This is a genomic window from Thermaurantiacus tibetensis (assembly GCF_015354055.1).
GTDB classification, from domain to species: domain Bacteria; phylum Pseudomonadota; class Alphaproteobacteria; order Sphingomonadales; family Sphingomonadaceae; genus Thermaurantiacus; species Thermaurantiacus tibetensis.
This window is the reverse complement of the sequence record NZ_JACHTM010000002.1, coordinates 412,788-428,790: the sequence shown is the minus strand read 5'-3', so window position 1 is coordinate 428,790 and position 16,003 is coordinate 412,788. Positions and strand designations below refer to the sequence as shown.

General features: G+C 71.3%; 15 protein-coding genes and 1 tRNA gene. 7 read left to right on the top strand and 9 right to left on the bottom strand.

Going from position 1 to position 16,003, the window contains the following annotated elements; translation table 11 throughout:
- Positions 1–61 precede the first annotated feature (61 nt).
- Positions 62–148 (bottom strand) — tRNA-Leu (locus tag H3H34_RS06665).
- A 145-nt stretch (positions 149–293) separates the two neighbouring features.
- Between H3H34_RS06665 and H3H34_RS06660 the strand changes: the two genes are divergently transcribed.
- From H3H34_RS06660 to gltB, 5 genes are all read left to right on the top strand, one after another.
- Positions 294–1,268, top strand: a complete 975-nt coding sequence (locus H3H34_RS06660) for a complex I NDUFA9 subunit family protein (RefSeq protein WP_194744495.1) — start codon at positions 294–296, stop codon at positions 1,266–1,268.
- Complete coding sequence (locus H3H34_RS06655; protein ID WP_194744494.1) at positions 1,259–2,065, top strand: undecaprenyl-diphosphate phosphatase; 807 nt, start codon at positions 1,259–1,261, stop codon at positions 2,063–2,065. The genes H3H34_RS06660 and H3H34_RS06655 overlap by 10 nt, the downstream gene beginning before the upstream one ends.
- A gap of 153 nt (positions 2,066–2,218) precedes the next feature.
- Positions 2,219–3,670 (top strand): NAD(P)-dependent oxidoreductase, encoded by a 1,452-nt coding sequence (locus H3H34_RS06650; RefSeq protein ID WP_194744493.1) that lies wholly within the window; start codon positions 2,219–2,221, stop codon positions 3,668–3,670.
- Positions 3,670–4,248: a DUF2059 domain-containing protein gene (locus tag H3H34_RS06645; protein WP_194744492.1), complete on the top strand. Its 579-nt coding sequence runs from the start codon at positions 3,670–3,672 to the stop codon at positions 4,246–4,248. The genes H3H34_RS06650 and H3H34_RS06645 overlap by 1 nt, the downstream gene beginning before the upstream one ends.
- Before the next feature lie 49 nt (positions 4,249–4,297).
- Entirely contained in the window at positions 4,298–8,833 is a 4,536-nt protein-coding gene (gltB, locus tag H3H34_RS06640; RefSeq protein ID WP_194744491.1) for a glutamate synthase large subunit, read from the top strand.
- Between the two features lie 215 nt (positions 8,834–9,048).
- Here gltB and H3H34_RS06635 read toward each other — a convergent pair whose 3' ends face one another.
- A complete protein-coding gene (locus H3H34_RS06635; RefSeq protein WP_194744490.1) occupies positions 9,049–9,474 on the bottom strand; it encodes an acyl-CoA thioesterase in 426 nt (141 codons plus the stop codon).
- Positions 9,465–10,790, bottom strand: coding sequence for a cytochrome P450 (locus H3H34_RS06630; protein ID WP_194744489.1), 1,326 nt, complete (start codon positions 10,788–10,790; stop codon positions 9,465–9,467). Before H3H34_RS06630 ends, H3H34_RS06635 begins: the two co-directional genes overlap by 10 nt.
- A 62-nt stretch (positions 10,791–10,852) precedes the next feature.
- Between H3H34_RS06630 and H3H34_RS06625 the strand changes: the two genes are divergently transcribed.
- Complete coding sequence (locus H3H34_RS06625) at positions 10,853–11,551, top strand: glutathione S-transferase N-terminal domain-containing protein (protein ID WP_194744488.1); 699 nt, start codon at positions 10,853–10,855, stop codon at positions 11,549–11,551.
- A 34-nt stretch (positions 11,552–11,585) separates the two neighbouring features.
- Here H3H34_RS06625 and H3H34_RS06620 read toward each other — a convergent pair whose 3' ends face one another.
- From H3H34_RS06620 to H3H34_RS06600, 6 genes are read right to left on the bottom strand one after another with little or no spacing between them, the layout of a single operon-like run.
- Positions 11,586–12,392, bottom strand: coding sequence for an acyl-CoA thioesterase (locus tag H3H34_RS06620; RefSeq protein ID WP_194744487.1), 807 nt, complete (start codon positions 12,390–12,392; stop codon positions 11,586–11,588).
- 50 nt (positions 12,393–12,442) lie between these two features.
- Positions 12,443–13,228 (bottom strand): peptidoglycan recognition protein family protein, encoded by a 786-nt coding sequence (locus tag H3H34_RS06615; RefSeq protein WP_194744486.1) that lies wholly within the window; start codon positions 13,226–13,228, stop codon positions 12,443–12,445.
- Positions 13,228–13,350 carry a hypothetical protein gene (locus H3H34_RS13845; RefSeq protein WP_268978289.1) on the bottom strand — a complete coding sequence of 41 codons (123 nt, stop codon included), beginning with the start codon at positions 13,348–13,350 and terminating at the stop codon, positions 13,228–13,230. The genes H3H34_RS06615 and H3H34_RS13845 overlap by 1 nt, the downstream gene beginning before the upstream one ends.
- A 49-nt stretch (positions 13,351–13,399) precedes the next feature.
- Entirely contained in the window at positions 13,400–14,080 is a 681-nt protein-coding gene (locus H3H34_RS06610) for a hypothetical protein (RefSeq protein ID WP_194744485.1), read from the bottom strand.
- 9 nt (positions 14,081–14,089) lie between these two features.
- Positions 14,090–14,914 (bottom strand): TrmH family RNA methyltransferase, encoded by an 825-nt coding sequence (locus tag H3H34_RS06605; protein WP_194744484.1) that lies wholly within the window; start codon positions 14,912–14,914, stop codon positions 14,090–14,092.
- A complete protein-coding gene (locus H3H34_RS06600) occupies positions 14,914–15,531 on the bottom strand; it encodes a DNA-3-methyladenine glycosylase family protein (protein ID WP_194744483.1) in 618 nt (205 codons plus the stop codon). The genes H3H34_RS06605 and H3H34_RS06600 overlap by 1 nt, the downstream gene beginning before the upstream one ends.
- A gap of 82 nt (positions 15,532–15,613) precedes the next feature.
- On the opposite strand from H3H34_RS06600, the gene H3H34_RS06595 reads away from it, so the two are divergent.
- Complete coding sequence (locus tag H3H34_RS06595) at positions 15,614–15,931, top strand: 2Fe-2S iron-sulfur cluster-binding protein (RefSeq protein ID WP_194744482.1); 318 nt, start codon at positions 15,614–15,616, stop codon at positions 15,929–15,931.
- The last annotated feature ends 72 nt before the right edge of the window (positions 15,932–16,003 follow it).

The following is a 16,003-nucleotide window of genomic DNA, read 5'->3' as shown; positions in this document are numbered from 1 at the left end:
GGATGCAAGCCCGAGACAGCTTCTCAAAGCTGTGCGGCAGCAACGGCTTATGAGACAAAACTGGTGCCCAGGAAAGGACTCGAACCTTCACGGCCGCAAGGCCACTGGTACCTGAAACCAGCGCGTCTACCAATTCCGCCACCTGGGCAAGGGGCGCCGGGCGCGCGGCCCGCGAGCGCCGACGCCTACCCTCCGCGCCCCGGCCCGTCAACGGCGCGCCCGCGCCCTCATGCCTGCCCTGCCACCGCTCGCCCTGATTGCCGGGGGAAGGGCGCGCCGCTAGGAGCCCGTCCATGCAGCGGCTCGTCACCATCGTCGGCGGTTCGGGGTTCATCGGCCGCGTCCTCGTCGAGCGCCTCGCCCGCCGCGGCGACCGGCTGCGCGTCGCGGTCAGGAACCGCGCGCGCGCCATGCGCCTGAAGCCGCTTGCCGACGTCGGCCAGATCGAGATCCGCGCCGCCGACCTCCTTGATCCGCCCACGCTTGCCTCTGCCATGGAGGGGGCGGATGCTGCGGTGAACCTAGTCGGAATCCTCGCGCCTTCCGGCCGCTACGGCTTCGAGGCCGTTCAGGCCGAGGGTGCGGGTGCCGCCGCCCGCGCTGCCGCGGCCGCCGGCGTGCGCGCCTATGCGCATGTCTCGGCCATCGGCGCCGATCCCGCCTCGCCCTCGGCCTACGGGCGCAGCAAGGCCGAGGGCGAGCGCCAGGTCCGCGCCGCCATGCCCTCGGCCGCCATCCTGCGGCCGAGCCTCGTCTTCGGCCCCGACGACGGCTTCACCAACCGCTTCGCCGCTCTCATCGCGAGCGCGCCCGTGGTGCCCGTCATCGCCGGCGACACCCGCTTCCAGCCCGTCTACGTGGTCGACGTGGCCGATGCCATCATCGCCGCGCTCGACCGCCAGTTCGAGGGCCTGGTGCCGGCTCCTTCGGGCGAGACCTACGAGCTCGGCGGGCCCGACATCATGACCATGCGCGAGATCCTTCGTTTCCTCGCGCGTGCCACCGGCCATGCCAAGCCGTTCGTCGAAGTGCCGGATGCCGTCGCCCGTCTCATCGCCAGCTTCGGCTGGCTGCCCGGCGCGCCGCTCACCATGGACCAGTACAAGATGCTCGGTCGCGACAACGTGGCAGACCCCTCGCTCCCCGGGCTCCCCGAGCTCGGCATCACACCCACGGCCCTTGCGGCTGCGGCGCCGCAGTGGCTCGAGCGCTACCGCCCGGGCGGCCGCTTCGGCCGCCCCCGGCCGGATTCTGCCGCGTGGAGCTGAGCCCGCTTCTCCAGGCCATCCTCCTCGGCATTCTCGAGGGGCTGACCGAGTTCCTCCCCGTCTCCTCGACCGGCCATCTCATCCTTGCCTCCGAGCTCCTCGGCTTCACCGGCGAGGGTTCGGTCGCCTTCAAGGTCGCCATCCAGTTCGGTGCCATCCTCGCCGTCATCCTCACCTACTGGGGTCGCTTCTGGGGCGTGGCGGTCGGCCTGCTGTCGCTCCAGCGCGGCGCCGTCGCCTTCACCCGCAACATCCTCCTCGGCTTCGCGCCTGCGGTCGTCATCGGCGTCCTCGCCTATGACGGGATCCGCGCGCTGCTCGAGAACCCGGAGGTGGTCGCGGTTGCCCTCATCCTCGGCGGGCTCGCCATCCTCATGATCGAGCGGCTGGTGAAGACGGTGCGCGCGACCTCGGTCGAGACCATGCCGGCCGGCCTTGCCGCCGGGGTCGGGCTCGTCCAGTGCCTCGCCATGGTGCCTGGCGTCTCGCGCTCGGGCGCGACCATCATGGGCGGCCTCCTCATGGGCCTCGACCGCCGCACCGCTGCCGAATACAGCTTTTTCCTCGCCGTTCCCACCATGCTGGGCGCCACCGTCTACGCGCTGTGGAAGGAGCGCGAGCGCCTCTCGCTCGATGATCTGGGCCTGATTGCCATCGGCTTCGCAACCGCCTTCCTCGCTGCGCTCATGGTGGTCCGCTCGCTCGTCGGCTTCGTCAGCCGCCACGGCTTTGCGCCCTTCGCCTGGTACCGGATTGCGCTCGGCACCCTCGCGCTGGTCTGGCTCTGGGCCAGGTAGGTCCGGAACGGGACGAAAATGCGCACCGCGCAACCGGTCGTCGACGCGGAGGCTCGGCGCCTCGCATAGAAAGGTCAGCACATATGACCTATGGGGTAGCCTGCGGCGCGCGTGGCTGCTAGGGAGCGCGTCCGTCCGCAAGGGGTCCCCGCCATGGCAGACACGCCCATGCTCGCCTTCGTCCACCGGCCCGCGGCCGGTCCTGCCAAGCGGCCGGCGGCCGAGCGCACCCATGACTTCGCCGAGATCAGCGCGCCCTGGCCGGAACCCGAGGCGGAGGCGCAGGCCGCGCGCTGCTCGCAGTGCGGCGTCCCCTTCTGCCAGGTCCATTGCCCGCTCCACAACAACATTCCCGACTGGCTCATGCTGGCCGCCGAAGGCCGGCTTCAGGAGGCCTACGAGCTCTCCGCCGCCACCTCGACCATGCCCGAGGTCTGCGGCCGCATCTGCCCGCAGGACCGGCTGTGCGAGGGCAGCTGCGTCATCGAGCAGTCCGGCCACGGCGCCGTCACCATCGGCGCGGTCGAGAAGTTCCTGACCGACACCGCCTGGGAGAGGGGCTGGGTCGCGCCCCTCGTGCCGGGCCCGGCCACCGGCCAGTCGGTCGGGATCATCGGCGCCGGGCCTGCCGGCCTCACGGCCGCCGAGCTGCTGCGCCGCGAGGGCCACGCCATTCACGTCTACGACCGCCACGACCGCGCCGGCGGCCTCCTCACCTACGGCATCCCGGGCTTCAAGCTGGAGAAGGAGGTGGTGATGCGCCGGGTTGCCCGGCTCGAGGCGGGCGGCGTCCGCTTCCACCTCGGAACCGAGGTCGGCCGCGACATCGCCTTCGAGACGCTCCGCGCCCGCCACGATGCCGTCCTCGTCGCAACCGGCGTCTACCGGGCCCGCGAGGCGGGCGTTCCGGGCGCCGGGCGGCCGGGGGTGGTGAAGGCGCTCGACTATCTCATCGCTTCCAACCGCAAGGGGCTGGGCGATGCCGTGCCGCGCTTCGACTCGGGCGAACTCGACGCCCGCGGTCGGCGCGTGGTGGTGGTGGGCGGCGGCGACACCGCGATGGACTGCGTGCGCACCGCCGTGCGCCAGGGCGCTGCCTCGGTCACGTGCCTCTACCGCCGGGACCGGGCGAACATGCCCGGCTCGGCCCGCGAGGTCGCGCATGCCGAGGAAGAGGGCGTGGTCTTCCAGTGGCTTGCCGCGCCGCTCGCCTTCGAGGGCGAGGGCGCGGACGGCCCGGTCCGGGCGGTCCGCGCGCAGCGCATGCGCCTTGGCGCTGCCGACGTCTCGGGCCGCCGCGCCCCCGAGCCCGAGCCGGGAGCCGTCTTCACCCTGCCCGCCGATCTCGTGATCGAGGCGCTCGGCTTCGACGCCGAGGACCTGCCGGCCGCCTTCGCCGAGCCCGAGCTTGCCGTCACCCGCTGGGGGACCATCCGCACCTCGGGTGGCTTCGCGACCAGCCTGCCGGGCGTGTTCGCTGCCGGCGACATCGTGCGCGGTGCCAGCCTCGTCGTCTGGGCGATGCGCGAGGCGCGTGACGCGGCGGCCGAAATCGCGCAGTATCTGGCTGCCGCTGCATCCCGCGGCGCGAAGGAAGCTGCCTGATGACCTCCCGCACCCTCCCTGTCGCGGCGCTTGCCGCCGTCTTGGTTGCGCCCGTTGCCGTGCCGGCGCCTGCCGCCGCGCAGGATGCGACCGCCGCCGCCACCGCGCTCGTCGACCTCATCTCGCCGCTCGCCCAGGCCCAGCAGCAGCTCGAGGCCCAGCTCGGCGAGATGCGCAAAGGCGCAGCCGTGCGCGCCATGCTCGCCGGCAACCCGCGCTTCCAGATGGAGGCGGCCAAGAACCAGCCCGCCTTCAACCAGGGCATCGCCCGGATCGGGGCCATGCAGGCCGATGCCGTAGGGCCCATCATGCGCGAGATGGTGCCGGCCACCCGCAAGGCCACCATTGCGGCCTATGCCGCCGCCTTCACGCCCGCCGAGCTTGCCGCCATCACCGCCTTCTACCGGACGCCCGCGGGCCAGAAGCTGCTCCGCCTCCAGCCCCAGCTCCAGGCCGAGGTGAACAAGCAGATGGCCCAGCAGTTCGGCGCGCGCCTTGCCTCGGCGCAGCAGGCGCTCGCGCCCAAGATGGACGCCGAGCTGCGCAAGCTCTTCCCCGAGCAGGCGAAGCCCAAGTGAGGTCCGCCCTGCCCATGCCCGCCCGCCCGCTTGCCTGAAGGCCCTGCCGATGTTCGATCCGTCCCTCGAAGCCGCCCGCCGCCTCCTGGCCGAGACCGGCATGTACCGTCCGGAGTTCGAGGGCGATGCCTGCGGCGTGGGCCTCGTTGCCGCCATCGACGGAAGGCCCAGCCGCCGCGTCGTCGAGGCGGGCATCGAGGCCCTGAAGGCCGTGTGGCACCGGGGTGCGGTCGATGCCGACGGCAAGACCGGGGATGGCGCGGGCATCCACCTCGACCTTCCGGTCGCCTTCTTCCACGACTGCGTGGCACGCGCCGGGCAGAAGCTCCGGCCGGGCCTCACGGCCGTCGGCATGGTCTTCCTCCCCCGCACCGATCTCGCCGCGCAGGAGACCTGCCGCACCATCGTCGAGGCCGAGATCATCGCAGGCGGCCACGCCATCTACGGCTGGCGGCAGGTGCCGGTCGACGTCTCGGTCATCGGCCGCAAGGCTGCCGAGACCCGCCCCGAGATCGAGCAGATCCTGATTGCCGGCCCGGAGGACACGAGCGCCGCCGGCCGCGAGGCGTTCGAGAAGCAGCTTTACATCCTCAGGCGCCGGATCGAGCGGCGCATCGTCGAGGCCCAGATCCAGGGCTTCTACATCTGCTCGCTCTCGTGCCGGTCGGTCATCTACAAGGGCCTGTTTCTCGCCGAGAGCCTGTCGGCCTTCTACCCCGACCTTCTCGACCCGCGCTTCGAGAGCCGGTTCGCCATCTACCACCAGCGCTATTCCACCAACACCTTCCCCCAGTGGTGGCTCGCCCAGCCGTTCCGCTGCCTCGCCCACAATGGCGAGATCAACACCATCCGCGGCAACCGCAACTGGATGAAGAGCCACGAGATCAAGATGGCCGCCGACAATTTCGGCGACGCCTCGGAAGACATCAAGCCGCTCATCCCCGCCGGCGCCTCCGACACGGCTGCGCTCGACGCCGTGTTCGAGGCCCTCGTGCGCGCCGGCCGCTCGGCGCCCGAGGCCAAGGCCATGCTGGTGCCCGAGGCCTGGGGCAATGATGCCGACATGCCGGAGGCCCACCGCGCCATGTACGCCTGGTTCGCAAGCGTCATGGAGCCATGGGACGGCCCGGCCGCGCTCGCCATGACCGACGGCCGCTGGGTGGTGGCCGGCATGGACAGGAACGCGCTCCGCCCCATGCGCACCGTCGAGACCGAGGACGGTCTCCTCGTCGTCGGCTCCGAGACCGGGATGGTGCTGCTCCCTGAGGACCGGATCCGCGCCAAGGGCCGGCTCGGGCCCGGCGAGATGATCGCGGTCGACCTCGAGGAGGGCCGGCTCTACCGCCACCGTGACCTCGTCGACCGGATTGCTGCGCTTCACCCCTACGCGGACTGGGTGGCCGAGTTCACCGACTTCGCCTCCACCCTGCCTGAGGGCGGGCTGGTCCACGCTCCCCGGCTCGATGCCGACCGGCTCCGCCGCCTGCAGGTCGCCGCGGGGCTCACGCTCGAGGACATGGAGCTCATCCTCGCGCCCATGGTCGAGGACGCGAAGGAAGCCGTGGGCTCCATGGGCGACGACACGCCCTTGGCCGTCATCTCGGCCAACCCGCGCTGCATGAGCCACTTCTTCCGCCAGAACTTCAGCCAGGTGACGAACCCGCCGATCGACTCGCTCCGGGAACGGCGGGTGATGAGTCTGAAGACCCGCTTCGGCAATCACGGCAACATCCTCGACTGCGAGAACGGCCAGCCCGGAGTCATGGTGCTCGAAAGCCCCGTGCTGCTCAACGCCGAATGGGACCATCTCCGCCGCCACTTCGGCAGCTCGGCGCAGGAGATCGACTGCACCTTCGAAGTTGCCGACGGCCCTGCGGGTCTTCGCGCCGCCATCGCCCGGGTCCGCGCCGAGGCCGAGGAGGCGGTCCGCCGCGGCAAGTCCCAGCTCTTCCTGACCGACGAGCACCAGTCGCCGAGCCGCGCCGGCATCACCATGATCCTCGCTGCCGCCGCGGTCCACACCCACCTGGTCCGCCGGGGCTTGAGGACCTTCGCGTCCATCAACGTCCGCTCGGCCGAGTGCCTCGACACCCACTATTTCGCCGTCCTCATCGGCATCGGCGCGACCACGGTGAATGCCTGGCTTGCCGAGGAGGCCATCCACGCCCGCCACGCGAAGGGCCTGTTCGGCACCCGGCCGATCGCCGAGTGCCTCGAGCGCTACCGCACCGCCATCAACGACGGCCTCCTCAAGATCATGGCCAAGATGGGAATCGCCGTCATCTCGAGCTACCGCGGCGGCTACAATTTCGAGGCGGTCGGCCTCTCGCGCGCGCTTGTCGAGGACTTCTTCCCCGGCATGCCGTCGAAGATCTCGGGCGAGGGGTTCGCGTCGCTCTTCCAGTCCGCGCGCGACCGCCACGCGCTCGCCTTCCGCGCGGGCGTTGCGACCCTTCCCGTGGGTGGCCTCTACCGCTACCGCGCCGGTGGCGAGCCCCACGCCTGGGAGGCCCCGCTCATCCACACCCTCCAGGAAGCCGTCGCCACCGACAGCTACTCGCTCTTCCGCCGCTTCTCCGAAGGGGTGCGGAAGCTCCCGCCCATCTATCTGCGCGACCTTCTCGACTTCCGCCCCACGCGGCCGCCCCTGCCGGTCGATGCGGTCGAGTCGATCACGAGTATCCGCAAGCGGTTCGTCACCCCCGGCATGTCGCTTGGCGCGCTCTCGCCCGAAGCGCACGAGACGCTGGCGATCGCCATGAACCGCATCGGCGCCAAGGCCGTCTCGGGCGAGGGCGGCGAGGATTCCGCCCGCTTCCGCCCCTACCCCAACGGCGACAACGCCAACTCGACGGTGAAGCAGATCGCCTCGGGCCGCTTCGGCGTGACGGCCGAATATCTGAACGCCGCGACCGAAATCGAGATCAAGATCGCGCAGGGCGCGAAGCCCGGCGAGGGCGGCCAGCTTCCGGGCTTCAAGGTGACCGAGATGATCGCGCGCCTGCGCCACTCCACGCCGGGCGTCAGCCTCATCTCGCCGCCGCCCCACCACGACATCTACTCCATCGAGGATCTGGCCCAGCTCATCTACGACCTGAAGCAGGTGAACCCCGAGGCGCGCGTCTGCGTGAAGCTCGTCTCGCAGGCGGGCATCGGCACGGTTGCCGCAGGCGTCGCCAAGGCCCATGCCGACGTCATCCTCGTCTCCGGCCATGTCGGCGGCACGGGTGCCTCGCCCCAGACCAGCATCAAGTACGCCGGGACGCCCTGGGAAATGGGCCTCACCGAAGTGAACCAGGTGCTGACCCTGAACGGCCTGCGGCACCGGGTGCGCCTGCGCGTCGATGGCGGCCTCAAGACCGGGCGCGACATCGTGATCGCGGCCATCCTCGGCGCGGAGGAGTTCGGCATCGGCACGCTTTCGCTGGTTGCCATGGGCTGCATCATGGTGCGCCAGTGCCACTCGAACACCTGTCCCGTCGGCGTCTGCACGCAGGACGAGGCGCTGCGCGCCAGGTTCCGCGGCACGCCGGAGAAGGTCGTCAACCTCATGAGCTTCATCGCCGAGGAGACGCGCGACATCCTGGCCTCGCTCGGCATGCGCTCATTGGACGAGGTCATCGGCCGCACCGAGCTCTTGACCCAGGTCTCGCGCGGCGCCGAGCACCTCGACGACCTTGATCTCAACCCCATCCTCGCCAAGGTCGATGCGCCCGACCACCTCCGCACGCCGCCGGCCGGCTTCACCCGGAACCCGGTTCCCGACAGCCTCGACGCCGAGATCCTGAAGGATGCGCAGCCCCTCTTCGAGCGCGGCGAGCGCATGCAGCTCACCTACACGGTCCGCAACACCCACCGCGCGGTCGGCACCCGGCTTTCGGCCGAGATCACCCGCCGCTTCGGCATGACCGGCCTTGCCCCCGGCCACATCGCCGTGCGCCTGCGCGGCTCAGCCGGCCAGTCCTTGGGCGCCTTCGCCGTCCAGGGGGTGAAGCTCGAGGTGTTCGGCGATGCCAACGACTATGTGGGCAAGGGCCTTTCGGGCGCCACCATCGTGGTCCGGCCCATGGTCTCCTCGCCGCTGGCGACGAACGCCAACGCCATCATCGGCAACACCTGCCTCTATGGCGCAACCGCTGGCGAGCTGTTCGCTGCCGGCCAGGCGGGCGAGCGCTTCGCGGTCAGGAACTCGGGTGCCACCACCGTCGTCGAGGGCTGCGGCGCCAACGGTTGCGAATACATGACCGGGGGCACGGCGGTCATCCTCGGGCCCGTGGGCGCCAATTTCGCCGCCGGCATGACGGGCGGCATGGCCTTCGTCCTCGACACCGACGGCAGCTTCGAGCGCCGGGTCAACCCGGATTCGGTCGTCTGGCAGCGCCTCGCCTCGGCCCACTGGGAGGAGGTGGTGAAGGGGCTCGTTGCCCGCCATGTGGCCGAGACGGGCTCGCGCTACGCGGAAGGCCTCCTCCTCGACTGGGCAGGCACCCGTGCGCGCCTCTGGCAGGTCTGCCCGAAGGAAATGGTCGCCCGCCTCGCCCACCCGCTCAGCCAGCCCGCGCCCGCCCTCGCGGCTGCCGAGTGACGGTTCGCAAGACCGTCTCCGGCGGACCCTTTGCCGCGCGCCGTCGGGCCTCGACCTGCGGAGCCTAGGGGCCGGACGTGGCGCACGGCGCGGCCTGAGACCCCTGCCGGGCGCGGGGGAAGGGCATCGGCGCGCGGCCGGCAATGGGAGGGATGGCATGTGCTGCGGGCCAGGTCCTGTCCGCGCCCGCCTCCAGCGACTGCCCTCCTGCGCGCCTAGCCTGCGCTCACCGCGCGAGCCGCCAGCGCCGCCCGCATCGCCTCGCCCATGCCGTCCCGGTGGACCATCACGCAGGTCGCGAGCGCCATCGCCCGGCCCTCCTGGAACAGGCTGATGGCAAGCCGGTAGCTGCGGTTTCCGATGGCCTCGACTCCGACTCCGGCCTCGACTTCGGCCGGGTAGCTGCCTTGCGCCAGATAGTCGATGGCGATGTGGGCGATCATCACGCCCGCGGGGTCGATTGCAGACGCCTCGGCGCGCACCGCCATGTGGAAGCGCAGGCGCGCTTCCTCGAACAGCCGCGCGATCGCGACATTGTTGAGGTGCGCGTTCGCGTCCATGTCGCCATAGCGGGTCTGGAGGGAGGCGCGGAACGGGTAGGAGGCCGGCTCGCAGCGCCAGCCCTCGTCCTTCAGGCCCACCTGACCCGGACCGGCAGGGTCTTCAGCCCACTCACGAAATTGGCGATCGAGAGCTTCGGCTCGCCGGCAAGCTCGACGCTCGCCAGCTTCGGCAGCAGCTCCTCCCACAGGATCCGCATCTCGAGGCGCGCAAGATGCATGCCGAGGCAGATGTGGACTCCATGGCCGAAGGCGATGTGCGGATTGGGGTCGCGGTCGGCCCTGAAGACCATCGGGTCGGCGAACACCGTCTCGTCGCGGTTGCCCGACCAGTAGAACATGGCGAGGCTCTCGCCCTTGCGGATGAGCGAGCCGCCCACCTCGGTGTCTTCCACGCAGGTGCGCATGAAGTGCTTGACCGGCGTGGTCCAGCGGATGCTTTCCTCGACGAAGAGCGGGATGAGGCCGGGATTGGCCTTGACCTTCCTGAACTCGGCCGGGTTCCTCGCCAGCTCGCAGAAGCCGCCCGCAGTCGACGAGCTCGTCGTGTCGTGGCCGGCAGTCGCGGTGATCACATAGTAGGAGAGCGCCTCGCGCTCGGGGATGGGGGCGCCGTCGATCGTGCCGTTGGCAATCACGCTGGCCACGTCATCGCGCGGATGCGCGCGCCGGTCGGCCAGCATCTTGCCGAAATAATCGAAGAAGATGGCGGCGATCTTGAACAGGTCCACCTGCGGGTTGCCCGAGCCGCCCCAGTAGCCGGCCGCCTCGGTGATGTTGCGCGACCGGGCGACGACATCGGGGTCGATGGCGCCGAACAGCTCCTGCGTCAGCTTCAGCATCAGGGGCTCGTCCTCGCGCGGCACGCCGAGGATCATCATGATGACCCGAAGCGGGTAGAAGAGCGCGACTTCATTCACGAAGTCGAGCTCCGTGCCCTTCGCCTGCATGAGCGCGACATGCTCGCGCGCGATCTCGCGGATCTTGCCCTCGAGGTTCTGGCGCACGGCGCCGGGCTGGAACCAGGCGTGGGTGATCTGGCGGAGCTTGCGGTGCTCGGGGTCGTCGAGATCGACGAGGGTGCGGAAGAGGTGGGTGTCGCCCGAGACCTGGAGCGTCCACTGCTCGCCCTCGATGGGGGAGAGGTAGGTGCGCTCGCGGTTGATGAAGCGGTCGTTCGCCTTGGAGACGGCCACGATGTCGGCATGCCGCACGATCGCCCAGAAGGGCCTGTAGCCGCGGGGGCGGGCGAAGTGGAGGCCGGGCCGGTGGCGGAGCGCGGCATAGTCGGCGAACAGCTGCTCGGGCTCGGCGTAGAGATGGGGGTTGACGATCCGGTCGTCGATCGTCTCGGTCGTCCAGCCGGGGAACTTCTCGATCTCCGCCACGCTTGCCATCGCATCCCTCCGCAAACTTCCCTATGGGCCGCTGGCTTCTCCTTCCAGCCGGAGCCCGCCCCATGCCCGAGCCGCGCTACGATCTCCACTACTGGCCCACCCCCAACGGGCACAAGGTGACGCTGTTCCTCGAGGAGCTCGAGCTTCCCTACCGGCTCGTGCCCGTCAACATCCGAACTGGCGCGCAGTTCGACCCCGCGTTCCTGAAGATCGCCCCCAACAACCGGATGCCCGCCCTCGTCGACCGCGAGACCGGCATCCATCTCTTTGAATCCGGGGCGATTCTCCTGTGGCTCGCCGAGACGCACGGCGCCTTCCTGCCCGCCTCGGGCCAGCCGCGCGCCGAAGTGCTGCAGTGGCTCTTCTGGCAGATGGCGGGCCTTGGGCCGATGATGGGCCAGGCCGGCCACTTCCGCAACTACGCGCCCGAACCCGTGCCCTATGCGATCGAGCGCTACACCAACGAGTCGCTCAGGTTGCTGAAGGTGATGGACCGGCGCCTTTCGGACCGCGCCTTCCTTGCCGGCGATGCCTATTCGATCGCCGACATGGCCGCCTACCCCTGGGCCGTGCTCGCCGACCGGATCGTCGCCGAAGGCCCGGAAATGCCGCATCTCGCGCGCTGGATCGCGGCGATCCGGGCGCGTCCTGCCACGGAACGCGCCTATGCCAAGGCGAAGGACCCGATGTTCGAGACGGGCGAGATGACCGAGGAACAGAAGGCCATGCTGTTCCGCCAGTCGGCTGCGACCGTGCGCTAGGCTGCAGGGAAAATGTTCCACGTGGAACATTTTCCTACACGTCCCACAGGCGGAGGATCAGCGACTGGGAGGCGGTGGCGATGAGCTCGCCGGTCTCGGCGAAGATGTGCATCCGGCCATGGGCGAAGCCATGGGCGACGCCGTGGATCTTCACATCGCACAGAAGCCAGCGGGTCTCGACCATGCGGTGGAAGCGGATCGAGTTGTCGAGGCTGTTGCCGCCGGCGTCACGGCCGAGTGCCGGGCCAACGCCGCTTGGCACATAGTCTGCCACCACGCAGACGAAGGCGGTGTCGATGGGCCCCGCACCCGGCGCCGGCCGCGCCCAGAGCAGGATGTTCCCGTCCTCCACCCGGGCACCGCCGGCGCCGGGCCCGTGCATGGCCCCGCGGGCGATGCGGAAGTCCACGCGGGCATGGATGTCGTCGGGGTGGCGGCCGGGCCAGAGGGCGCGGGGCGGGCAGTCATCGGGCGGCGGCACGCGCGGGGCGAGGGTCCACTGCCCGCGCGCGGGGAGGTCCCGCCGGCCAAGGGCGGCGACGACGGTGAGGATCTCGCGGTCGCCGGCGGTGGCCGTGACCCGGGCCTGGCTCACCGCATTGCCCCGCACCCGTTCGGACACGTCGAACCGGACCGTCTCTCCCGGCCGTGCGTAGCTTTCATACTGGGCCGTGGCCCAGATCGCCGGCCGGCCCGTCACCGTCTCCAGCGCCCGGAGCGCGGCGCCAAGCCCCACGCCGCCGAACATGAACAGGCGGTCCGGCGGGCCGACGCAGACCGGCGGGGCAAGGGGAAGCTCGAAGGCGGTGGGCGAGATCTGGTGGAGAGCAATCCAGGACATGCGGCCGCCTCTCGCCCGGCCGGGCGCCGCCGGGCAACTCCCGCTTCTCGTCAGGCCAAGAGCTTCTCCCAGGTCTTCGGGCCGACGATTCCGTCGGGCACCAGGCCGTGCCGGCGCTGGAAATCCCGCACCCGGGCTTCCGTCATCGGGCCGAAGACGCCGTCCACGTTCGCGCCGGTGATGCCAAGCAGGCGCTGCAGCTCCTTCACGACGAACGGCGGGTTGCGCGGATTGCTGCGCCGCAGCGTCGGGCGCCCGTCGGCGGTCGCGGGCGGGATCTGCAGCGGCGGCGGCACGCCGTCGGCCAGGAGTGCGGCCACCTCGGCGCGGAAGGCGTTCATGTCGATCGTGTGCGGGTCGGGCTTGCGGCCCAGCGGGCGCGCATATTCCTTGTGGCCGACGCACATCTCGGCCGGCGCCCCCATGTGGCGCAGCAGGGCGGCGACGCCGCGCCGGTAGGCATCGAGCTGGACGGCCGGCCAGGGCTCGAAGCCGGTGTTCTCCGCCTCGATCCCGATGAAGGTCGCGTTGCCCGCAGTGATCCCGCGCCATTCGCCGACGCCCGCGTGGTTCGCCCGACCGGCGGCGACGATGTAATAGGTGCCGTCGCGCCCGAGGCCGAGCTGCGAGAGCGGGCCCGGAATGGCCGGGGTGCCGCTGACGAGCACCCGGAGCGACGGCATGTTGCCCTGGGCGGGCCCGGCGGTGTGGTGGCACATGACACCGCGCGCGCCCGGCATGGGGCCGCGGCCGCGGTTCACCCAGCCGTCCACCTCGGCAACCTTGAGGCCGGCCTGGCGGAGCACGGCAGGCATCCAGGTCAGCTCGAAGGCCATCAGGCCTCCCCGCCGACGGAGGCCGGAAGCTCCTCGTCGGCGCTGGTCTCGACCTCGCCTTCACCCGCGTTCCGGAACACGTCTTCGGCGTCTGCGCTCGGCTCGTCCTCCGGACCGGTCATCGTCATTCCCCCGAGATTTTGTTAACCATCCCATCGGGCCGGGGCGCCGTCAAGGACTCCAGCCGTCGGCCACGAGGCCGACCAGGCGCGGCGCACCCTCCGCCTCCCGGAACACGAGGCGGATCGCCCGCCGGCGGAAGTCGGCAAGCTCGGGGTCTCCATCCGCCTCCACCAGATACTCGACGACCCGTGCGCCCGGATAGACTTGCGCGATGTTGTTGAACGTGTTGCTCTGCCAGGCGGTGCCGTCGAGCGTCACGCGACGCTGGGCAAGCGCCTCTGCCGCGGGGACATGCTGCGCAACATAGGCTGCGGCAGAAAGGTCGATCGGGTCTCCGGAGCCCTCGGCGAAGCCCCAGCGTCGCGGGCGCGGGTCCTCGAACATGCGGGCAACCTCGGCCGGCGACAGGAGGACGTCGGTCTCCCGGTCGACGAAGGCGGAGGGCGAAACGCGCAGGCCCTGCGGGTGGACGTGTGTGGCGAGTGCCGCGCCGTTTCGCGTGGCAAGCGCGGCCAGCACCGAGTCCGCAGCCTCCCGGAGCGCGGCATCGGTCATCGCCTCGGGTGCGGGGACCGGGGCTGCGGCGGCGGAGGGGGCGGCGGTCGGGGAGGCCGCGGGCGGCGGCGCCACCGCGGGGGTGCCCTCGTCACGGCCCGCCCGGGCGAGCAGAAGGGCCGTCGCCGCCCCGGCGAGGAGGAGCAGGAGCGCGGCGGCAAGAGCACGGGGCATGCGCGCCTTCTAGCCGGGCGGACCGCCCGTGTCAGGCGCGGGCGGGGCGGGCGCCTCCTCGCGCAGCGTCTCGTAGAGGAGGAGCGCGCCGGCGATGGCGACGTTGAGGCTGTCGGCGCGCCCCCGCATGGGAATGCGCACGAGCTGGTCGCAGGCCTCGAGAAGGGCAGGCGGCAGGCCCTCGGCCTCGTTGCCGAGAAGGAGGAGGGCCGGCCGGCCGTAGGCGACGGCGCGATAGTCCCGCGCCGCGGGGTGGAGGGCGGCGCCCGTCAGCGTGGCGCCGTGGCGCGCCTTCCAGGCGAGGACATCGGCCAGGCTGGCATGGACCACGGGGACGGTGAAGATGGCCCCCATCGAGGCCCGCACCGCTTCCACCGAGTAGGGGTCGGTGCAGTCGCCCATGAGGATCATGCCCGAGGCGCCCGCGCCATCGCAGGTACGGAGCAGGGTGCCGAGGTTGCCCGGGTCGCGCAGCCGCTCGGCCGCGAGCAGGCGCGCGCCTGGGCGCAGGTCGGCAAGGCTGCGCGACGGGATGGGAAAGGCGGCAACCACGGCCTGGGGGTTGTCCTTGCCCGAAAGCGTGGAGAGCACTGCGGGCGTGCAGGGCAGAAGATCTCCCCGGCAGGCGCGCAGCAGACGGCGGATGAGCGGGTGGTCCTCGCGGTCGGCCGCGTAGGCCACCGCCTGCGGCGCCCAGCCCGCATCGAGCGCTTCGATGCCGATCCTGAGGCCCTCGGCCAGGAACAGCCCCTCGGCACGGCGGTGCTTCTTGTCCTTCAGCGCCCGGAGGCGCTTCACCCGGGCATTGGCGGCGGAGACGATGAGGTCGGGCATCAGAGGGGCGGGGCGCTGTAGCAGTGCCAGAGGAGATGGGCCGCGGCGCCCCGGTGCGGTCGCCAGGCCTCGGCCCGCGCGCGCAGCGCCGCCTCGCCCGGCCGCGCGCCGGCAAAGAACAGGCGCCCGGCCTGCACCCGGAGCGCGAGATCGGCCGCGGGGAAGGCATCGGGCCGGCCTTCGGCGAACAGGAGGTAGATCTCGGCCGACCAGCGGCCAAGCCCGCGCACCGCTGTGAGGAGGGCGATGGCGGCCTCGTCGTCGTCTGGCAGGGCGTGGAGCGGCAGACGACCTTCTGCCACGTGGGCGGCGAGGCTTCGCGCATAGGCCGCCTTCTGGCGGGAGAGGCCGGCCGCGCGCAGCGCGTCCACCGAGGCGGCGGCGATGGTGGCCGGGTCCTCGAGGTTGCCGAAGGCGGCGGCGAGCCGGTTCCAGATGGCGGCGGCGGCCGCGGTCGAGACCTGCTGGGAGACGATGGCGCGGAGCAGGCTGCCGTAGCCGCGCGGACGCTGGCGCGGCGGCGGCGGGCCGTGGCGGGCGAGCGCTTCGGCGAAGGCGGGCTCGACTTCAGCCAGTGCCCGGATGCCTTCTGCGAGCCGTGCGGTCTCGAGCCCCATCCTCTCCTTCCTCAGCGGCTTGCGCGGCCGCCGCGCGCCGCTATGGACTGCACCTGCGACCTTTCCAACCACGGGAGTGACCATGCCGACCCTCATCGTCGTCGACCGCAAGGGCAACGAGCGCGCAGTCGAGGGCGACGCCGGCCTCTCGGTGATGGAAGTCATCCGCGACAACGGGTTCGACGAGCTGCTCGCCCTGTGCGGCGGCTCGTGCAGCTGCGCGACCTGCCATGTGCACGTCGACCCGGCGTGGATGGAGAAGGTTGGCCCGCCGCATGCCGACGAGGCGGACCTCCTCGACAGCTCCGACCACCGGAACGAGCGGTCGCGGCTGTCGTGCCAGATCCGCTTCTCGGCCGAGCTCGACGGCCTCAAGGTGACCATCGCGCCGGAGGACTGAAGCCGAAGGCGGCTGGCGCCAGACGGAGCCTCGCTGCCAGCTTCGCCGCAGGCGCGGCCGGCCGGCGGGCCC

Coding starts and splice junctions, on each gene's coding strand:
- H3H34_RS06595 (WP_194744482.1), top strand. CDS start 15,614: ATGCCGACCCTCATCGTCGTCGACCGCAAGGGCAACGAGCGCGCAGTC.
- gltB (WP_194744491.1), top strand. CDS start 4,298: ATGTTCGATCCGTCCCTCGAAGCCGCCCGCCGCCTCCTGGCCGAGACC.
- H3H34_RS06645 (WP_194744492.1), top strand. CDS start 3,670: ATGACCTCCCGCACCCTCCCTGTCGCGGCGCTTGCCGCCGTCTTGGTT.
- H3H34_RS06615 (WP_194744486.1), bottom strand. CDS start 13,228: ATGGCCTTCGAGCTGACCTGGATGCCTGCCGTGCTCCGCCAGGCCGGC.
- H3H34_RS06620 (WP_194744487.1), bottom strand. CDS start 12,392: ATGTCCTGGATTGCTCTCCACCAGATCTCGCCCACCGCCTTCGAGCTT.
- H3H34_RS13845 (WP_268978289.1), bottom strand. CDS start 13,350: ATGACCGGTCCGGAGGACGAGCCGAGCGCAGACGCCGAAGACGTGTTC.
- H3H34_RS06610 (WP_194744485.1), bottom strand. CDS start 14,080: ATGCCCCGTGCTCTTGCCGCCGCGCTCCTGCTCCTCCTCGCCGGGGCG.
- H3H34_RS06600 (WP_194744483.1), bottom strand. CDS start 15,531: ATGGGGCTCGAGACCGCACGGCTCGCAGAAGGCATCCGGGCACTGGCT.
- H3H34_RS06625 (WP_194744488.1), top strand. CDS start 10,853: ATGCCCGAGCCGCGCTACGATCTCCACTACTGGCCCACCCCCAACGGG.
- H3H34_RS06630 (WP_194744489.1), bottom strand. CDS start 10,790: ATGGCAAGCGTGGCGGAGATCGAGAAGTTCCCCGGCTGGACGACCGAG.
- H3H34_RS06605 (WP_194744484.1), bottom strand. CDS start 14,914: ATGCCCGACCTCATCGTCTCCGCCGCCAATGCCCGGGTGAAGCGCCTC.
- H3H34_RS06650 (WP_194744493.1), top strand. CDS start 2,219: ATGGCAGACACGCCCATGCTCGCCTTCGTCCACCGGCCCGCGGCCGGT.
- H3H34_RS06660 (WP_194744495.1), top strand. CDS start 294: ATGCAGCGGCTCGTCACCATCGTCGGCGGTTCGGGGTTCATCGGCCGC.